Genomic DNA, 15,295 nt, shown 5'->3' with positions numbered 1-15,295 from the left:
TCACCTCCCCTTTGGCTGGCGCCCCACCCGCACCATGAAGGCGAGGGCGAGGCTGGCGGGCAGACAGGCGGCGGTGAGCGTGAGCACACTTGCCGCCGTGGCGAGGGCGCCGGCCGCGCCGATGAGGTCGGAGCCGGTGCGGGCGCGGGCCGGGGCCATGCGCGCGGCGCGCTCGGCCTTCAGCTCAAAATAAGTGGCGGCACCGGCCGGACCGGGGGCGATGGCTTCGGCCGGCGCCGCCACGGCATCGGCGTGCGTTTCCGCCGATGCCTCCCGCGCGCGGCCCCGCGACCGCCGCTTGGGAAGGGAGAAGGGGAGGAGGCGGCCCATCAGGCGCCCGCCTTGTGACTGGTGTGGGCGGCGCGCAGATCAGCCTCCGCGCGAAGCTCCGCCAGCATCTCGCGCCTGGCCCGCCGGGCGGCGAGCACCTTGGGCGGGCGGCCGCAGCCGCGCTCGGCGCGGATGGCGCGCAGCATGGCGCCGGTGTAGCGGGAGCGGTCGTGATAGACCGCCCGGCGCATCTTGGGGCCGCCACCGCCTGCGCCGCCGCCGCGCAAAACCGTTGTGCGCGTGCGGCTCTCGGCGGCGGCCCGCACCATGGCCTTCACTTCGGGCCCGGAGAGCCCGTTGAAGCGCGCGGCGAGCGCGGAAAGGGCGGAGCCGATGCCGAGCATCACGCCACCTCGCCGCAGTCGGGGTCGACGGGGCCGGCGATGCGGCGGGCCTCGTCGGCATATTCGGTGATCTGCGCGGCGGTGAAGCCGGCGCGGGCGAGGTCGTGCACGTCGCAGGCGCCGTGGGCCTCGAAGCATTCGCGGAACACCCGCGCCATGCGGGCGGGAATGGCGACGGCCTCGCACGGCTGGTCATTGGCCGGGGCCTTGATGACGAGCTCGAAGCGCACCGCGAGGAACGACCGTTCGTAACCGCGGAGATAGACGAGCGGCGCTTCCTGCCCGAGGGCGGCGTCGAGGCTTTCGGCCTCCTTGACGGCGGCGACGGTGTAGATGTTGCCGACGGTAAGCGGCAGCGGCGCGCCGGAGCCGGCGAGGTTCACGCAGCGCACGATGTCGCCGGGCCCGAAGGGGCAGGGCGCCGGGAAGACGGCGCGGGGGTTGGAATTGGAGAGGGGCGCGGTCATTGCGCGGACTTCAAGAGTCAAAGCCGGCGGCAATGGCCGCGGCCTTCTGCGCTTCGAACTCGGCTTCCTCGGCCGCATCGAGCACCTGATGGAGCGCCGGGCCGGCCTTGGCCAGACGGGCGGTCAGCAACTCGATAGCGGCGCAGATCTCGGCGGCCCTGTCAGCGGCCTCCACCTGAACGCGTGCGAGGGCGATGGTGGCCGCTTCGCTCTGCGGCTCCTCCACTAAGGCCTGTGCGACGCCGGGCAAGCGAAACTCGACAAGCTGGGCGATGCGCTGGATTTGGTGGGAGAGCTTGGTGGCGAGCTCGTCGACGCCGGCAAGGGTGCCGAGCGCGTCTGCGGCCTCCTTGAGGTTCAACTGGTCCGGGTGGGGGATCATGGGTGGCTCCCGTGAAGGTGAGCCAACGTCTACACGATACGTGTTGATGCTGTCAACATGGTTCGTGTTGATCTCATTCGGCGTCTACATGACGGGCGTAGAAACTGCGGCCTAGCTTGCCCGAAAAGGGGGCTGGCCGTGGATGGGGGTGGTGTTGTCCTCGTTATCGTGGGGCTGCTTTTCGCCGCGATTCTGATCGCTCGGCGATGGATGTCTCGTGGTTCGCGGGTTGCCGCCCCGCAGGCATCGGCGCAGGAATGGCCGCGGTTGAGGTCGCCCGATGATGAGGTGGCGGACTTCCTGAACGAATTGCAGGACGATATCAGGCGGCGCCAGAACGCCGCTGGGCGCAGGGCCGTCTCAGCCTTCATGCGGGTGCCGCTCACCAAGCAGCAACGGGAGTTCGCGACCGCCGCCCACGAGTTCCTGCGCCGGGATGACCCCTTGATGGCGCAAAGGTTTGCGGTCGAGCCGGGCGGATTGCGCGCGCCGTGCGATGCCGAGATGTTGGACATCTTCAAACATCGGGGTCTATGGCTGGTGGAAACGTCCCTTGAGACGATGCTGCGGGACGGCGAGATTACGAAAGCAGAAAAGCTATCCTATCACCGCTCGCTGCGCAGCCTTGAGAACAAGATGCACGCATGTCTTGATGAGAAAAAATACAGACTGTCGTAATGCCGCGTTACTGCTTGAGCCGAACCAAGCCTTTTACATTTTCTCCATTCGGCCCGTAGAGCAGGAGCCCTGCAACGCAGGCGGCATCGGGATTTACGCCTTTCCAAGGCGCAATCTGTTCCTTGTATTTCTCAAGGAAAGCAGCCTTGACCGTCGCGTCGGAAAAATCCAGCCCGAACCCCTGCATGATCACGGCCATCACGAGGTCGTTGGTCTCCAGCTTCGGACAGATGTCCGCCGCCGCCTGGGCCTGGGCGATGTGGCCAAGGGCGTTCTTCTGCTTCTGCGTCAGGCTCGCCGCCGCTGCGGTGCCGCCGAGCGCCACGAGGGCAAGGAGAGTGGCAAGCATCCGCATGGCTGGTCCTATCCCGAATAGCGCCAGTCAACCGGCGCAGCCCATTTCAGGCGCACGTCGGTCATAGGCATGGCGTTGTAGCTCCACAGGGTCCAGAAGCCCGCCCGCGAACCGGGCTGCAGCCGCTTCACGAAGATGCGTCCGTCTTCCAGTGCCACGACGCATTCGCGCTGGCCGAGCTGGCGGATGCTGTCCGGCGTGTTGTAGATCCGGTCGTAATAGAGGATCTCGCCCTCATAGAACCGGGGCTCCATGGAATCGCCCTTGACCTTGACCGCGACGCAATCGCGGCTCACGGCCGGCGGGGCGGGGACCTCGTCCAAGCCCGCGCCTTTCGCATGGTCGTCGATGAGGTGAACCTCAGTGCCGGCGCCTACATAGCCGACCACATTTACCATGCGCGCGGACGGCGGTTCGTCACCTTTGTCGTCGACGCCGAGGAGCCACGCGGCCTTGACCTTGAACTTGCGCGCATATTCGCGGGCGCGCTCGTCGTCGAAATCGTTCTGGCCGTTCTCGTGGGCGGCGTAGGTCGATTCCTTCCAGCCGAAGCGCAGCGCCGCCTGGCGCGCCGAGGGAAACCCGGCGTCGGCCCTGGCCTTGCGGAGACGTTCGTTCTTTGATTCGCGCATAAGCGGATCATCACGAAACGTGTAAACACATGTCATGTTGACGGCATCAACATACATCGTGTAGATACTCCCTCATGATGACCATTGCCGACCTCATGGATGCATTCGGCGGGGTCACGGCCTTCGGGCGCGTGATCGGCAAGAGCCAGTCCGCCGCGAGCGAGATGAAGCGCCGGGGCGCGATCCACGTGCGCTATTGGCCTGCCGTGATCGCAGCGGCGGCGGCGCGGGGCATTCCCGGCATTACGGCCGAACGCCTGATGACGCTGCATGCCGGCGAAGTGCCCACCCCCGCCAACGACACCGGCCCCTCGGCCTCGGAGGATGCGGCATGAATGTGCGCAATCTCTCGATGGGTGGCATGGAGCGTCTGATGGACGATCTGCCCCGGCCGGATCGTGGCGGTCTGGTCTGCGACCTCGCCGCGTTGGTCGGGCGGCAGGACATTTCCATCAGCGAGGGGCGTTTGACGCTGAGCGTGCCGATCTCGGTTGCGCTGTCTCATGTCACGTCCTCCGCCCTCATCACCGCCGCGAGCCTGATCCGGGCCAATGCGGAAGCCGTTGTTCGCGCCGCCGCCGTGCTCGATGCCGCCTCATTTGAAGTCTGGGTGCTCAAGGCCGGCCACCTTCCCGATCCGTCGGGACAGGGCTTCGAGCTCGCCGCGCATGGGGCTGCCGGACGGCATGGTGGTGTAGGCCTCGGGCAGGAAGTGCAGGGCGATGGGACGGAGGAAATCCCGCGCCCCGCGATCCGTGTCGACGATGCGCTGGGCCAGCAGCCCGACCAGGTTCTGCACCATGTTGCAGAAAACGACCTCGTCGCCGGAAAAACCGTGCCTCGACATCCCGAACCCCTCGTGCCCCGGAGGTCAACGCCTCCGCCGTGATCTGACCGGCTGACCATCCCACCAGAACACCGTTTTCGGAACGAAAAAGCACAGGAGCTTTTTTCGTGGACACTACCGCTTTGCCCGATGGGCTGATCCCGATCATCAAGAGCACGACGCGCGCGGCCGTCACCGCCATGGTGGCGCCGGGCTCCACCGGTCCGCAGCGGGTGGAGCAGCTGACGGGCTATTCGCCCGGCCAGATCAGCCGCTGGGGCGGCGACGCCCACAAGGATCTGATCCCGCTAGAGGTCGTATTCCTGCTGGAATACACCTCGCAGAAGCCGATCTTCGCCCGCGCCCTGGCGGTGATGACGGGCCACAAGCTGGTGCCCATCGAGGAGGGCGAGGGCGGCGACACCACCGACCTCACCCGCGACATGGTGGACTTGATGGCGGCGGCGAGCGCGCTCGGCGTCTCCTACGGCTCGGCCCTCGCCGACGGAAAGGTGACGCCCCGCGAGCGCGAGGACATCCGCAAGGCCAAGGAACGGCTGCAGGACATCCTCGTCCGCGCCCGCCGCAACCTCGCCGACCTGCCCGTCGCCGACGGGGAGGGCTGAGGCGATGGCGCGGTTGGTGACGGTTGATGTTGATACGATCAAGGGTGCGATACTTGATGGCGTCAAAGATGTCGGCGGAGATGTGCGCGATCTAGTTGCCCCGGGCGATTTCGGAAATCTGTTGTCGGTTGAGCTATCTGACTCAAAGACATCTGTACGATCCGCGATTTCGTCCGCGACGCACTGCGCATATCTGGAATTAATACATAAATCTCCCCCAGCCGACGTATCTGCGGACAGTCTCTTTGCAGAGATATCTCCGGAGGGACTCATGCAAGACCACTTTCCCGTCGTCACCCGCGCCCGCGCACCGGGACTGGCATCCCGCAAGGTGCAGGAAATCCGGTGCAGCCAGTGTCCCGCGGTCGATGAGCGCTCCGCTTCGGCCAACCCGTATCCGCCTCACACCATGGCGGCGTGGTGCGCCAAACGTGGTTGGAAGGTCGTGGGCGTAGGTCGCCATGTCTGCCCAGCCTGCCGCACCAAGGCGAGTGCCCACTCATCACCAAATAAGGCCTTCACCATGGCTCCCAAGCTTCCCGCATCGCAGACTGCGCCTACGCCCGCAAACGAGAATGCCGGCCATGCCTCGCCGGCGGCGAGCGATGCCATCGTCAACCTCTATCTCCTGCTCTCCGACCATTACGACAAGGCCCGCAAGGCCTATGCCGAAGGCTGGGATGACGAGCGGGTGGCGAAGGAAGCGGGCCTGTCGCCCGTCCTCGTCGCCGAGCGCCGCGAGAAGGATTTCGGCCCGCTGGTGAAGGACACCACGCTGGAGGATATCGCGGCGGCGACGTTGGCCCTCGCGCAGGAGGTCGCAGGGCTCGAAGGGGAGATCGACGCCCTCCAGCGTGCCACGGCCTCGGCGATCACGACCTGCGGGCGGCTCAAGGTGAGCCTCAATGCCCTGCGCAAGGCCCAGGGCCGTCTCTCGGCGCCGGCCGTGGTCAAGGCGGCCTGAGCCATGACCCCCTCCGATCCCGCCTTCTCTGATTGGGTGGCGCAGGCGCGGGGCGTCGGCGTGCTGGATGAGCTCGGCCGGCGCGGCGTCGCGCTCAAGCGGGCGGGCTCGGAGATGGTGGGGCCGTGCCCGGTGTGCGGCGGGCGGGACCGGTTCTCCGTCCATATGCGCAAGGGGGTCTGGCACTGCCGGCATGCCGCGCGCGGGGGTGATGTCATCGACCTTGTGCAATATCTCGACGGGGCGGACTTCCTCGCCGCCTGCGAGACGCTCACCGGCCGCCCGCCGCCGCGCGGCGAGGGCACCCGCGCCACGCCGGAAGAGCTTGCCGCCCGCGAGGAGCAGCGCCGCGCCCGGGCCGCGAGGCAGGAAGCCGAAAACAACCGCTACCGCGAGGCCGAGCGGCGCAAGGTCTATGCCTTGTGGGGCGCCTCCATGCCCATCGCCGGCACGCCGGCCGAAGCCTATCTCGCTCGCCGCGGCATTCCCGACCCGCGCTCGCGCGATCTGCGCTTCAAGGCGGATTTCGCCTTCTGCCACGGCCATGAGGAGGTGGATGGGCGCTCCTATTCGCGCGTGCTGCATCGCGGGCCGGCGCTGGTGGCCGCCATCACCGGGCCGGATGGGCGGTTTCGCGGGCTGCACATGACGTGGATCGATCTCGCCCGCCGCAAGGGCAAGGCGGAGATCGTCGATCCCGACACAGGCGAGGTGCTGCCGGCGAAGAAGATGCGCGGCTCGAAGCTCGGCGGCGCCATCGTGCTGGTGCCGGCCTGGAGCGGGGTCGCGCGCAAGGTCTATGCGGGCGAGGGCATCGAGACGCTGCTCTCGGTGTGGGCGGCGCTGGTGGCGGCGGGCGAAGACCTGCGCGACACCGCCTTCCTGTGCGCCGCCGATCTCGGCAACCTCGCCGGCAAGGCGCGGGAAACCATCGTTCATCCCACCGACACCGTGGCGGACAAGCGCGGCCATATGCGGCGCGTGCATGTGCCCGGCCCGGTGCCGGATTTCGAGAGCCTGGCCATGCCCATCCCGGCCGAATGCACCGAGCTGGTGCTGCTGGCGGATGGCGACAGCGATCCCTTCTTCACCCGCATGGCGATGGAGCGGGCATGCGCCCGCCACGCCGCGCCGGGCCGCATCGTCCGCACCGCCTGGGCGCCGCCGGGGAAGGATTTCAACGACGTGCTCATGGAAGATCTGGGGCTCTTCCCCGAGCAGGCAGGCGGAACGCCTGCCGTGGCGAGCGGGGCACGCGAAGCCCTCGCGCCCGAGCAGGCCGCGCAAGCGGCCGTGGCGAACGGCGCCAACGAACACGGAGCGGCGGCATGAGCGCGTGGACGCAAAAGCAGGATGCGGAATTGCTCCGGCTGCGGGCGGACGGCCTGAGCTGCGGCGACATCGCCGCCACATTGTCCGAGCGAGTGCGCCCCGGCACGTCCCGCAATGCCTGCATTGGCCGTCTGTCGCGGCTCGGCCTGGATGGCGTGCAGGCCGTGCGCGCCTCAAGCGAAGCGGCGCGGCGGGCGCGCGAGGAGGCGCGGGCCGAGGCTGAAAAGGACCGCCGGCGGCGGGTGGAAACCCGCAAGATCGCTCGCGAGAAGGAGCGGGCGGCCCGGCGGGCCGCAGCCTTGCCCGTGCCCGCTCCGAAGCCAGCCACCGGACGCACGCGCCTGCCGGATGGCGCCCTGCCGCCCATGCCCATGCTGGCGGATGTGCCCGCCGAGGCGGCGCTCGGCCTCCTCTTTGCCTCGCCGGATCTGCGCCACGATTCCTGCCGCTGGCCGTTGCGCGGCGATGGGCTGGGGCTGGTCGTCTGCGGCGACAGGACGGGCGAGGGCGCCAGCTACTGCGCGGCGCACCATCGCATGGCCTATGTGCGCGGCACCGCCCGCGAGCCACGGCCTGCCTATGACGTTCACGTCATGCCCGCCCGCAGCAGCAAGCGCCGCGAGGTCGACCTGGTGGACGCCTTCGCCGGCGGAAAGGCCGCGTGATGAGCCCGGAAACATTCCTCGGCGGGCGGGTGACGCTCCATTGCGGCGATAGCCGCGAGGTGCTGCGCACGCTGCCGGACGCGAGCATCCATGCCATCGTGACCGATCCGCCTTATGCGCTCGTCTCTATCCGCAAAAGGTTCGGCGGGGCCAACGCCGCGCCGGCGCAGCACGGGCGGGATGGGCTCTATGCGCGCGCCTCGGCCGGCTTCATGGGCCAGAAATGGGACACGGGCGAAGCTGCGTTCGCGGCGGAGTTCTGGGCCGAGGCGCTGCGCGTGCTCAAGCCGGGCGGGCATGTGGTCGCGTTCGGCGGTACGCGGACGGATCACCGGCTCAAGTGCGCGATTGAAGACGCCGGCTTTGAGGTGCGCGACACGCTGCTCGAATTGATGAGCCTCGACCCGATCCTGTGCGACTTCGTGCATTCGCTCTCCGACACGCAGCTTGCCGCCTTCCTGCGCGTAGTCGACCTGATGGGCTTCGAGGGGCTGCGCGCCTGGGTCTATGGCACTGGCTTCCCGAAGAGCCACGACGCGGCCAAGGGCATCGACAAGGCGTTGGGCGCCGAGCGTGAAGTCATTGGCCGAACCAAAACCCACAAAGGTGAATCCGGCGCGCAGGTCTACGCGGCGCTCGGAGAGTTTCGACAGTCTCGTTTCGTAGATGTTACGGCGCCAGGGTCTCCGGAGGCTGCAGAGTGGCAGGGCTGGGGCACGGCGGTGAAGCCGGCGTGGGAGCCTATCATCCTCGCCCGCAAGCCGCTCGAAGGCACTGTCGCCGCCAATGTGCTGGCGCATGGCACGGGCGCTTTGAATATCGATGGGTGCCGGATTGAGGCCGGGGACAAGACGCCGGCGCCAGTTGGCCGGTTCGGCGGCAGCGAGATCGGCCCGACCGGTTTGCGCGGCGTGCGCGATGGCAGAGCGAATGACCTAGGCCGCTTCCCCGCAAACGTCTTGCATGACGGCTCGCCGGACGTTTTGGCGGCGTTTCCCGAGACCTCCAGCGGCACCGGCACCATCAAGCGCGCGAGCGCGGCGGGCTATCAGGGCAACGCCCTCGGGCGGGAGAGCCGGGCCGCCGATACGCCCATGATCGCCCATGGCGACTCCGGCTCGGCCGCCCGCTTCTTCTATTCCGCCAAGGCGGACGCCGACGACCGGCTGGGCTCCAAGCACCCGACCGTGAAGCCGGTGGACCTCATGCAGTGGCTCTGCCGGCTGGTGACGCCGCCCGGCGGCACGGTGCTTGATCCCTTCGCAGGCACCGGCACCACGGGCGAGGCAGCATGGCGCGAGGGCTTTTCCGCCGTGCTAGTGGAGCGCGAGGCCGAGTATCAGGCCGACATCCGACGCCGCATGGCCCTCTGCCTCGCCGGCCCCGCCGAACGCAAGCGCGAGGCGGCCAAGGCCCGCGGTTACGTTGAAGCGGCATTACCGTTGTTCGATGGGCCAGCGGCGTGAGGTCCGATATGCCCCGAAATATTATCAATGGCTGCATCAATACGAGAGCTTGCAAGCTCGATCACACGGAGTATCTGCTTGCGGCGCGCAACGAGCTCTTTGAAAAGGTCGTCAGACTTTTGTCTGGCCGAGGCCATGTTATTAATATGTTTCGAAAGTGCTTCAGTGCGAGAAGACCCCCATTTCTGAGGATGATACTCAGTCATTATACTAAATATTTCGGCAAGCCTTATGCAATAGTATACTTCGGATCGTGGTATGCATTGCGATACGAGTTTAACATAGTTAACATTAAAGTCAGAAATTGGGAAATCTACGTTGTATTTACGCTTAATAGAGTCGCATATTGCGTCAGCAGCAGCATCGTCCTCCTCAAGCCAGAATTCTACCGTAATAATGCTACAAAAGTCGATCGCATCAAGTGTTCCAGAGAAATTTATCTCAAATCTCTGTCTGGATTTGTCGAGAATCTCAAGACTAGAAAAGCTCTGCTGAATAGAAATTTGCTTTTGTATGGAAATCCACGCCGATATGGCGGCAATCAAGGTGATTGCGCCGCCGAAAATGGCCCCGGAAAATTGGAGCCAGTCTCCGGCGTCTGGCTTTGTTTCCTTAATCAAAATGGCCGCGACCGGTGTCCCCAAAAGGGCACAAAGGAGGATACCAGATGCTGCGCCGACTACTAACAGCAGCCCTGAATTCCAGTTGCTCGCGGTCATCAATCGATCCTCCCCAGCGCAACCTTAACAGCTATGTGCCGGGGTATTCAAAGAGCAGAAATCTATCGCGTCTTAGCCGGTGTTCCCTACATCTCCCGCCGGCTCACGAGCGTGTGCTCCATCTGTGCCGTGGCCGCCGCGATGTCAGCCGCGTCTCCGGTCTCGGCCGCCGCCATGAGCAATTCGACGGTGTGCTGGATGGCCGCCGACTGCCGCACCCGGCCCCAGCGGTCGTTCGCGAACTCTCCGGCATCGCGCAGCGTCACCAGCACCCCGCCCGACTTCAGGGGCAGGCGCTTCGCGAGGGGTTTGGTCCAATCGGGCGGCGATGGGGCGGGTTTCATGGCGATTCGCAACGCGGTGCCCGGCGAATCAGTTCCGGAGCTCTGGCATGACCGAACCTGCCGGACAGCGCCCGCCCGCTCCCCAATCGGCCCCTGTCGTGCCGCCCGAGGCCGCCGCGCGCATCGCCGCGCTGGTGCAGGGGGGAGCGCCCATTCCTTCTCCCGCCAATGACGACTTGCGAGAGGAAAGCTGGGATGACAGGCCCCCGGCTTCCCCCTCGGCTGCAGCGCCGCAGATGGGGAGGGAAGGGGAGCACGCCGGCGGTGATGACGGTGATTTCGAGGGCTTGGAGCCGGCACCGGATGGCTTCGACCCGTCCGATGCCATCCTCAACGCCTGCGCCCGAGAGCCCCTGAACGACATCGGCAATTCCCGGCGCCTGCGTGCGCGGTTCGGGCCGGACATCCTGTTCGTGCCGAATCTCGGCTGGCATTATTGGGACCGACGGCGCTGGCTGCGTCCCGAGAACGATGAGGACGTGGTACGCCGCTTCGCGCACCCGACCGCCGAAGCCATCGCGCTCGAGGCCTTCGTGCTCCAGCCCACGCCGCGCGAGCGGGAGGCCATGGAAGCCGCCGAAGTGGCGCTGGAGCGGTTGCGGGAGATCCCCCACGACATCATCGCCCTCGATGACGAGGACATCGCCAAAACCGAGAAAAAGCAGCGCACGCGGGTGCTGCGCGATGAGGCCGAGAAGGTCAAGGCCATCGTGAACCGCGGCGCCGTCGCGATGAAAGCCCTTCAGGCGCGCCAGGCGCAGCGCCGGCGCTTCGCCACATCGAGCGGCAATTCCGGCAAGCTTGATGGCATGCTGACCGAGGCGCGGCCCTATCTCGGCCGCCCGCTGGCGGCACTCGACGCCGATCCCCTCGCTCTCAACGTGGCCAACGGCACGATCCGCTTTATCAAGGTCGAGGAGCTGGACCTGGAGTGCCCCGATCCGGACACCGTGCGCACCCGCGTGACATGGCACTTTTCCATGCTGCCCCATGCCCGGGCCGATTTCATCACGAAGGTGGCGCCGGCCTATCACTGTCCCGAGGCGCAGGCGCCCGTGTTCGAGGCCTTCCTCAACCGGATCATGCCGGACCATGAGGTGCGGGCCTTCCTGCAGCGCTGGTCCGGCTATTGCCTCACGGCGCTCACGGTGGAACAGGCCTTCTGCATCTTCTACGGCGGGGGAAAGAACGGCAAATCCACCCTCGTGGACATCATCTCGCGCGTCATGGGCGACTATGCCACCACGGTTCCGGTGATGAGCCTGGTGACGGACCAGAACCGCAAGGGCTCCGAGGCCACGCCCGATCTCATCCGTCTGCCGGCCGCGCGCTTCGTGCGTTCGGCGGAGCCGAAGGAAGGGCTGCCACTCGATGAGAGCTTCATCAAGGATGCCACCGGCAGCGAGCCCATCAACGTGCGGCGGCTGCACCACGAATTCATCGAGGTCTATCCGTTCTTCAAGCTTGTGATCTCCTGCAACAACAAGCCGCGCATTTATGGCAATGACGACGGCATCTGGCGCCGCGTGATGCTGGTGCCGTTCGAGGTGCAGATTCCCGAAGGCGAGCGCGACAAGAACCTGCCGCTCAAGCTGCAACGCGAGCTTCCCGGCATCCTCAACTGGATGATCGCCGGCGCCATCGACTATCTGAACCGCGGCGGGCTGCATCCGCCCGACAAGATCATGGCGGCCACGCAAGAATACCGGGACGAAAGCGACATCGTCGGCGCCTTCATCCGCGCCGCCGTCGACGTGACGCGCAACCCTGCGGACACGGTGGAGGCGGGCGACCTCTATGGCGCCTTCACGGCCTACTGCACCAAGAGCAACCTCACACCGCTCGGCCGCAACACCTTCAACAGGCGCATGCCGAAGGCGGCCGAGTCCTACGGCTTCGAAAAGGGCAAGGCTTCCGTCTCGCTCTACACGGGCATCCGCATCCGTCGCGAATTCGATCCCTCTCACACCCCTTACACTTATGGCGCGGCGAGGGAGTGAAGCGCGACCATGGGAGGCTAGGGAGCCTAGGGAGGCTAGCGCGCCGGCGGCGGTTCTGTGCCGGGGGTGCGGGGGATCAATGGGTTAGCTGGTGCTGTGGGAGGCTAGGGAGCCTAGGGAGGGTAATCCGCAGGTACGCGTGAGGAGTGTTGCGCAATATTTTTCGACGGCGTGGAAAAATCTTCGCTTCTCTCTCTATGCGTAACACAAGATCTAGCCTCCCTAGGCTCCCTAGCCTCCCATAGAGTTTTGAATATTGTTTTTTATCAATTGGTTAGTCTTGTGGCTGGGATTTGGTCAGATGTGGAGCTAGCCTCCCTTTGCCTCCCTAGCCTCCCATAACGGGCGAGGAGGATGTCGGATGGGTCGGAAAACCGTTGATATCGAAGCACTTCTGCGCTGGGCCTATCGCGACGAACTGCCGAAGGCTGCGGCGGAGGGGGATGAGACGTTCGTGTTCCGCCTCCGCACCGGGTGGGGCGGGGTCGAAAAGATGGGCGAGCTTTTGGCTCTCGTGCAGGAGCCAGACATGTGCAACCGCTTCGGTCTTTTCCCTGACGCGATGGAACGCGAGCCGCACCCGGATGCGGTCGCGGTCTTCGACGCGGTCGAGCGGCTGGGCGAGCTCGTTTATGCCATGCCGGAAGAGTGGAACCCGCTTGAGGATCTCGGGGATTTGGGCGCGGATGGCCCGGCCGCGATCGCGCGCGGCATCGGCTTGCTCACCACGACCAAGGCCTTTGACGCGGCAGGCGCCGAGGTGAGTGCCCATGCGATGCCCGGGGAAAGCGGCGCGGTGCGCAAGGTGCAGCAAATGCGACGTTCGCCGGCCCGAATCGTCATCCGCCACGCCTTGCTTGGTGGGTGCCCGCCCTGGGAAGCGGAGCGGCCGGAGCGTGCCGTGGTGATGCATCCGATGGGCCGTGGCCCGGCGTGGTTCCGCAAGATCACCGTGACATCCGACGGTGCCTTTGCCCCGGCGCGCTATGAGGTGGAGGTTGACGGGTTCGACTACAGCCGTCGGCGCCCTTATGCCGATGCCTACCAGAAGACTTTTCTCGATCCGGACCCGGTCGATATCGTGGTGAGCCGTGCCGAATATGAGATCTGGCATGCTTGCCTTGCCAGCCTGGTTTCCGACTTGCAGGGGCTATCGGCCCACCACGTGCTGCCGTCGCTCCGCGCCGCCCGACCGTGGGAGGACCGTGAGCAGGGCAACCGGATTCTTCCGTCGTTGCTTCGGGCTGCTGGGCCTCTGCCCGAGTCGCGCGCGGTCCGTCGCGAAAAGAAGCGTGCTGCGACTTGACTTGCGACGCAAATTTGGTGCATCACTTGTCACGGATAAAAGGAAACCCCGGAGCGCATCGCTTCCGGGGTTTTTCTTTGGCTGCGTTCTTCGGGAGGCGGTCATGTGAATTCTGCGGGAGGCGCGCATGGGTTGCCGGTGCAGCGAGCGCGCCCGCCAGATCCGCACCGCCGCCGGCGCCGCCGTGCGCGGGGATTTCTCCACCACGCGCCGCGAGCTTGCCGCCGCAAGCCGGACCTTCGCCGAGGATGCGCGCTCCGGCGCCCTCGCCAAGGAAGCGCGACGCCTCGCCGCCGCCAAGCTGACCCGGCGACGCTGATGGCGGGCCGTCCGCTCAAAGGCTGGGCGAGGCATAACGCTCGGCAAAACGAGGTGTTGCGCGGCGAACTTGGCGACAAGGGCTGGGTTGAAGGGCGCGTCGTCAATCCGAACGGTACCCTTGGGGGATATCGATCGTCTGTTGGCAAGGCCGCGATCCTGCGCGGAAACGGGGTCGACGGCCAATACGGGTGGGGTGGCCAATACGGTGCCCTGACCGGCACCGTTGCGATCTCGGTGCGGATGGAGGGGCTGCCCCGCATCCGCGCCATGCTGGAGCGCGCCGAGAAGCTGTCGCCTGCGGCCGTCGCGCGCGCCCTGAACCGCACCGCCGAGCGCGCACGCACCGACATCACGCGGGCGCTGGTCAAGCAGACGGGCCTGAAGTTCGGGCGCATCCGTTCCGCCACGTCCCTGTGGCGCGCCAGCGCAGGCAGCCTGCAGGCCGAGATCAAGGCCAAGGGCGGTTACACTTCGCTCAAGGAATTCAGTGCGCGACGGACGGCAAAGGGCGTCAGCGCCGCGCCATGGGGCCGCCGCCAGGTCTTCGACGGGACTTTCATCGTCCGGCGCTACGGCGGCCACGTCTACAAGCGCGAGGGCGCACGGCGCTTCCCCATCCAGAAGCTCTATGGTCCTGCCATCCCGGTGGAGATGGTGAAGGGTCAGTCCCTCGCTGCGTTCAACCGCGCGGTGGAGGCCGAACTCCCGAAGCGGCTGGAGCACGAACTCGGCCGGATCTTCGGCCGCTGACCGAGGCAGGGCGGGGCAGGGCAGGGGCGTGGCCCTCATGCCACACCCCCCCCTCCCCCGGTAGGGACCGTTCCGCCACACCCGCCCTCCACGGGGCCGCAGCCTCCCGAGATGTTGCCAGTAGGGCGGGGAAAAACCGGTACACGCGACACACGTGAACGCGTGCGTTCTGCACGGGTGCTGCACATGAGCGAGGAGTGGATTTCCATCACCGAGGCCGCCCAGCGCCTCTCGGACGCGGGCGATCCGGTCGATAGGTCCACCCTGTCGCGCTACCTGAAGCAGCATGCGGAGGCGCTGCCGCTGCGCCGGGCCGGCAAGTCCAACCTCGTGGACTTCCTTGCGCTGGTCGCGCACCGCGGCGAGAACATCCGCCTGCGGACTCCGCCGCCCTCTGCCCCGGCCCCCGCCACGACCGCCGCACCTCAATCCCGCCGCTTCGTCGGGACGCAGACGGACGGCGCGGCCCGCAAGATGATGGCCGACGCGGAGCTCCGCGAGATCGCCCTGGCTAAGGAGCGCAAGCAGCTGGCGCCCGTGGGCGAGGTGGACCGCGCAGGCCGCGACGCCGTCGCCCTGATGCAGAGCGCCTTCGAGCAGGCCGTCGAGACTGACGCCGCCGCCTTCGCCCTCAAGTACGGATGGGACGAGCGCCAGGTGCGGCTCGCCCTCAAGCAATTCGCCCGCCGCGGGCTCGACCGCTTCAACGCCGAGCTGCGCGACCGCCTCGAGGAGATGCGCCGGGCCGACCAGGAGGAGCCGGCCGAACCCGCGCCGGCATGACGCCG

General features: G+C 66.6%; 21 protein-coding genes. 13 read left to right on the top strand and 8 right to left on the bottom strand.

The genetic code is table 11. The features are described 5' to 3' along the window. The 4 genes from J2126_RS03380 to J2126_RS03365 are packed head-to-tail and all read right to left on the bottom strand — an operon-like array spanning position 1 to position 1,523. A complete protein-coding gene (locus tag J2126_RS03380) occupies positions 1 to 330 on the bottom strand; it encodes a hypothetical protein (protein WP_209483942.1) in 330 nt (109 codons plus the stop codon). Next, the gene (locus J2126_RS03375; RefSeq protein WP_209483940.1) at positions 330 to 674 is read right to left on the bottom strand and encodes a hypothetical protein; all 345 of its coding nucleotides are present in this window, start codon (positions 672 to 674) and stop codon (positions 330 to 332) included. The genes J2126_RS03380 and J2126_RS03375 overlap by 1 nt, the downstream gene beginning before the upstream one ends. Beyond that, positions 674 to 1,141 carry a hypothetical protein gene (locus J2126_RS03370; protein ID WP_209483938.1) on the bottom strand — a complete coding sequence of 156 codons (468 nt, stop codon included), beginning with the start codon at positions 1,139 to 1,141 and terminating at the stop codon, positions 674 to 676. Before J2126_RS03370 ends, J2126_RS03375 begins: the two co-directional genes overlap by 1 nt. A gap of 10 nt (positions 1,142 to 1,151) precedes the next feature. Further along, positions 1,152 to 1,523 (bottom strand): hypothetical protein, encoded by a 372-nt coding sequence (locus J2126_RS03365; protein WP_209483936.1) that lies wholly within the window; start codon positions 1,521 to 1,523, stop codon positions 1,152 to 1,154. 138 nt (positions 1,524 to 1,661) lie between these two features. On the opposite strand from J2126_RS03365, the gene J2126_RS03360 reads away from it, so the two are divergent. Next, positions 1,662 to 2,201 (top strand): hypothetical protein, encoded by a 540-nt coding sequence (locus J2126_RS03360; RefSeq protein ID WP_209483934.1) that lies wholly within the window; start codon positions 1,662 to 1,664, stop codon positions 2,199 to 2,201. Positions 2,202 to 2,208: 7 nt separating this feature from the next. Here the strand turns inward: J2126_RS03360 and J2126_RS03355 are convergent, their stop codons facing one another. Beyond that, positions 2,209 to 2,556 (bottom strand): hypothetical protein, encoded by a 348-nt coding sequence (locus J2126_RS03355; RefSeq protein WP_209483932.1) that lies wholly within the window; start codon positions 2,554 to 2,556, stop codon positions 2,209 to 2,211. 8 nt (positions 2,557 to 2,564) lie between these two features. After that, a complete protein-coding gene (locus J2126_RS03350; RefSeq protein WP_209483930.1) occupies positions 2,565 to 3,245 on the bottom strand; it encodes a LexA family transcriptional regulator in 681 nt (226 codons plus the stop codon). Positions 3,246 to 3,262: 17 nt separating this feature from the next. Here J2126_RS03350 and J2126_RS03345 point away from each other — a divergent pair, with 17 nt between their 5' ends. The 7 genes from J2126_RS03345 (at position 3,263) to J2126_RS03315 (ending at position 9,067) form a co-directional block, all read left to right on the top strand. Then, the gene (locus tag J2126_RS03345) at positions 3,263 to 3,523 is read left to right on the top strand and encodes a carph-isopro domain-containing protein (protein WP_209483928.1); all 261 of its coding nucleotides are present in this window, start codon (positions 3,263 to 3,265) and stop codon (positions 3,521 to 3,523) included. Continuing rightward, the gene (locus J2126_RS03340) at positions 3,520 to 4,077 is read left to right on the top strand and encodes a hypothetical protein (protein ID WP_209483926.1); all 558 of its coding nucleotides are present in this window, start codon (positions 3,520 to 3,522) and stop codon (positions 4,075 to 4,077) included. The genes J2126_RS03345 and J2126_RS03340 overlap by 4 nt, the downstream gene beginning before the upstream one ends. A 65-nt stretch (positions 4,078 to 4,142) precedes the next feature. Next, the gene (locus tag J2126_RS03335) at positions 4,143 to 4,640 is read left to right on the top strand and encodes a phage regulatory CII family protein (RefSeq protein WP_209483924.1); all 498 of its coding nucleotides are present in this window, start codon (positions 4,143 to 4,145) and stop codon (positions 4,638 to 4,640) included. 523 nt (positions 4,641 to 5,163) lie between these two features. Continuing rightward, on the top strand, positions 5,164 to 5,604 hold the full coding sequence (locus J2126_RS03330) for a hypothetical protein (protein ID WP_209483922.1): 441 nt from the start codon (positions 5,164 to 5,166) through the stop codon (positions 5,602 to 5,604). A 3-nt stretch (positions 5,605 to 5,607) separates the two neighbouring features. Further along, entirely contained in the window at positions 5,608 to 6,936 is a 1,329-nt protein-coding gene (locus tag J2126_RS03325; RefSeq protein ID WP_209483920.1) for a DUF7146 domain-containing protein, read from the top strand. Next, positions 6,933 to 7,601 carry a GcrA family cell cycle regulator gene (locus J2126_RS03320; protein ID WP_209483918.1) on the top strand — a complete coding sequence of 223 codons (669 nt, stop codon included), beginning with the start codon at positions 6,933 to 6,935 and terminating at the stop codon, positions 7,599 to 7,601. The genes J2126_RS03325 and J2126_RS03320 overlap by 4 nt, the downstream gene beginning before the upstream one ends. Positions 7,602 to 7,660: 59 nt before the next feature. Next, positions 7,661 to 9,067 (top strand): DNA methyltransferase, encoded by a 1,407-nt coding sequence (locus J2126_RS03315; RefSeq protein WP_209483916.1) that lies wholly within the window; start codon positions 7,661 to 7,663, stop codon positions 9,065 to 9,067. On the opposite strand, the gene J2126_RS03310 is transcribed toward J2126_RS03315, so the two are convergent. Continuing rightward, on the bottom strand, positions 9,022 to 9,786 hold the full coding sequence (locus J2126_RS03310) for a hypothetical protein (RefSeq protein ID WP_209483914.1): 765 nt from the start codon (positions 9,784 to 9,786) through the stop codon (positions 9,022 to 9,024). The two genes, J2126_RS03315 and J2126_RS03310, sit on opposite strands and share 46 nt — an antisense overlap. 86 nt (positions 9,787 to 9,872) lie before the next feature. Further along, on the bottom strand, positions 9,873 to 10,130 hold the full coding sequence (locus tag J2126_RS03305; protein WP_209483912.1) for a hypothetical protein: 258 nt from the start codon (positions 10,128 to 10,130) through the stop codon (positions 9,873 to 9,875). Positions 10,131 to 10,177: 47 nt separating this feature from the next. On the opposite strand from J2126_RS03305, the gene J2126_RS03300 reads away from it, so the two are divergent. The 5 genes from J2126_RS03300 to J2126_RS03280 all read left to right on the top strand — a co-directional run bounded on the left by J2126_RS03300 (position 10,178) and on the right by J2126_RS03280 (position 15,290). Beyond that, positions 10,178 to 12,130, top strand: a complete 1,953-nt coding sequence (locus tag J2126_RS03300; RefSeq protein ID WP_209483910.1) for a DNA primase family protein — start codon at positions 10,178 to 10,180, stop codon at positions 12,128 to 12,130. Between the two features lie 361 nt (positions 12,131 to 12,491). After that, a complete protein-coding gene (locus tag J2126_RS03295; protein WP_209483908.1) occupies positions 12,492 to 13,436 on the top strand; it encodes a hypothetical protein in 945 nt (314 codons plus the stop codon). A 127-nt stretch (positions 13,437 to 13,563) separates the two neighbouring features. Beyond that, positions 13,564 to 13,755: a hypothetical protein gene (locus tag J2126_RS03290; protein WP_209483906.1), complete on the top strand. Its 192-nt coding sequence runs from the start codon at positions 13,564 to 13,566 to the stop codon at positions 13,753 to 13,755. Continuing rightward, positions 13,755 to 14,507: a phage tail protein gene (locus tag J2126_RS03285; RefSeq protein ID WP_209483904.1), complete on the top strand. Its 753-nt coding sequence runs from the start codon at positions 13,755 to 13,757 to the stop codon at positions 14,505 to 14,507. The genes J2126_RS03290 and J2126_RS03285 overlap by 1 nt, the downstream gene beginning before the upstream one ends. A 186-nt stretch (positions 14,508 to 14,693) precedes the next feature. Continuing rightward, positions 14,694 to 15,290, top strand: coding sequence for a hypothetical protein (locus tag J2126_RS03280; protein ID WP_209483902.1), 597 nt, complete (start codon positions 14,694 to 14,696; stop codon positions 15,288 to 15,290). Positions 15,291 to 15,295 lie beyond the last annotated feature (5 nt).

It is taken from the genome of Xanthobacter flavus (assembly GCF_017875275.1).
GTDB classification, from domain to species: Bacteria; Pseudomonadota; Alphaproteobacteria; order Rhizobiales; family Xanthobacteraceae; genus Xanthobacter; species Xanthobacter flavus_A.
This window is presented reverse-complemented; position numbering and strand designations above follow the sequence as displayed.